This window comes from Candidatus Arsenophonus triatominarum (genome assembly GCF_001640365.1).
GTDB classification, from domain to species: domain Bacteria; phylum Pseudomonadota; class Gammaproteobacteria; order Enterobacterales; family Enterobacteriaceae; genus Arsenophonus; species Arsenophonus triatominarum.
This window is the reverse complement of sequence record NZ_LWMI01000031.1, coordinates 1-1550: the sequence shown is the minus strand read 5'-3', so window position 1 is coordinate 1550 and position 1550 is coordinate 1. Positions and strand designations below refer to the sequence as shown.

General features: G+C 39.2%; 3 protein-coding genes. 1 reads left to right on the top strand and 2 read right to left on the bottom strand.

Annotation, left to right across the window (positions count from 1 at the left end):
• Positions 1-60: 60 nt before the first annotated feature.
• A complete protein-coding gene (locus AYJ55_RS19860) occupies positions 61-351 on the bottom strand; it encodes an IS630 transposase-related protein (RefSeq protein ID WP_063657698.1) in 291 nt (96 codons plus the stop codon).
• A 37-nt stretch (positions 352-388) separates the two neighbouring features.
• On the opposite strand from AYJ55_RS19860, the gene AYJ55_RS19855 reads away from it, so the two are divergent.
• Positions 389-781, top strand: coding sequence for a transposase family protein (locus AYJ55_RS19855; protein ID WP_162505761.1), 393 nt, complete (start codon positions 389-391; stop codon positions 779-781).
• Between the two features lie 50 nt (positions 782-831).
• On the opposite strand, the gene AYJ55_RS19850 is transcribed toward AYJ55_RS19855, so the two are convergent.
• A complete protein-coding gene (locus AYJ55_RS19850) occupies positions 832-1107 on the bottom strand; it encodes a hypothetical protein (RefSeq protein ID WP_063657096.1) in 276 nt (91 codons plus the stop codon).
• Positions 1108-1550: the final 443 nt, after the last annotated feature.

Here is a 1550-nt window from a genome sequence, read left to right as displayed (position 1 = left end):
TTTTTGCTGATGTGCCAGCCTGTCGCTTTCGTTGGTTTTTGGATGGAATAGAGTTTTTTTTTAGGTTAATCCCAGCTTTTTAAGGGATTGCCAAATAGTCTTTTTACAAACACCGAATCGCTCTGCCCGTTCCTTTTGGTAAGCATCTGGATACTGTTCCACATCTTTTGCTAAAGCATTTTTATCGAGCTTCCTCTTACGTGGCGTTGAATTTTTTGGCTCTGGTCGTTTAAGCCAACGTACTAAAGACGCTTTTCCAATACGGAATTGTTTCGCAGTTTCTCGAATTGTTAAACCTTCGGCTTTCCTTACAGATATTACTTTACGTCGAAAATCAATTGTATAACTCATAACACACCTTGTAATCAAAATTAAGTCGCCTAGCTATATGACTTTGACGAAACGAGGAAAATTGGATTTTATCCCCATGATCAAAAATGGGCGCCGTCACGATAAACGCTTACTCGATAAAGTCGATATAATTCGCCATATTCCCCCTGAGGTAACCATCTGGGCCGATACCGGTTTTCAAGGTATAGATAAACAGCATCCTAATACACAAATCCCAAAAAAAGGAACTCGAAAAAGACCTTTATCGCCTGAACAAAAACAAGAAAATAAAATAATCTCGGGCATCCGTATTACGGTTGAACACGCCATCGCGGGTATCAAGCGCCTCGGTTGTATGACCCAAATTTTACGGAATCGTAGACCCTTTATTGATGATACCTTTTTACTCCTTAGTGCCGGTCTTTGGAATTTCCATCTCAGAACAGCCTAAAATTTACTTCAATCACCGAAATACCCTTATTTCACTATTAAGCAACACGCTTATTGGAACCACGCACCGCATTTATCAATACGTTTTAGAAGCGCAACATCTGAGATATTGACTAAGCCTGCAGCGGCTGCTCGAGCGACAGTTTCACGCATTGAGCAATCATTACAAAAATAAATCAGTAACACCCTGAGCAAAAGAGCAGGACTAGTAAATTGACGTCCAAATTTCAATGCACCGCATTCTCGAGCTTTATCTTGCCAACCATCAGGCAGGAGCATCGTTATTTTTTCCCAGTCGTCAAACGCCAAATTTGTAGTAGATGTCATTTTTATCATCTCTTCTCAATCATGAGAAGCAATTATACATCGTGATGATTTTTTGGTTAGCGCTTATGGGTTTGCCCCTCGAAATCAACTGCAGCCGGACGCGCTCGCAGCTTTGCACAAGTCAGCAATCTTCCCGTTTGATTGAAAGTGATCGTAACCAAAATAATGCTAAATTACGTGCCTTTGACTGGAATGAATTAAAAAATATCTATGATAGTGGACTATTGCGTAGCGAGGGCGAAAGGAGGAAGACGATACCGAAGAACTAGTGTTTAGAGGCGCTATCGTTATTGGTCAAAATGCACCTATTCACGAGTTTCGCACCAATAAAAAAACGCTCTATTTTTAAGTTTAATTCAGCATAATATATAAATAGACAAAATCTTATAAATTAAAGGCAACTTATTATAATTTAAACAAATTATACGTTTTAGTAACTTGCA

What these genes read in the sequence shown, in the direction of transcription:
- AYJ55_RS19860 (WP_063657698.1), bottom strand. Translation starts at nt 351, where the DNA reads ATGAGTTATACAATTGATTTTCGACGTAAAGTAATATCTGTAAGGAAA.
- AYJ55_RS19855 (WP_162505761.1), top strand. Translation starts at nt 389, where the DNA reads ATGACTTTGACGAAACGAGGAAAATTGGATTTTATCCCCATGATCAAA.
- AYJ55_RS19850 (WP_063657096.1), bottom strand. Translation starts at nt 1,107, where the DNA reads ATGACATCTACTACAAATTTGGCGTTTGACGACTGGGAAAAAATAACG.